Here is a 241-nt window from a genome sequence, read left to right on the forward strand (position 1 = left end):
CGACAACGAAACCGCCGCAACAGCTATCGATTTCATGAACAATGCCCGCGTGTTCTTCGCTGCACACGGCATCACCCGGATCGAGCGCGTGATCACCGACAACGGATCATGCTATCGGGCAGCAGATTTCACCGCTTCACTCCGCGAGGCTCGGCACTACCGCATCAAGCCGTACACACCGAAACACAACGGGAAGGTCGAACGCTACAACCGCATCCTCGCCGAAGAACTGTTGTACTCC

1 pseudogene is annotated in these 241 nt (G+C 57.3%); it reads left to right on the forward strand.

Features of this window, described 5'->3' with window-relative positions:
* Positions 1-241: pseudogene (locus ASU23_RS12110) on the forward strand (DDE-type integrase/transposase/recombinase); the annotation flags it as partial.

This window comes from Rhodococcus sp. KB6 (assembly GCF_001445685.1).
Classification (GTDB): Bacteria; Actinomycetota; Actinomycetes; order Mycobacteriales; family Mycobacteriaceae; genus Rhodococcus_F; species Rhodococcus_F qingshengii.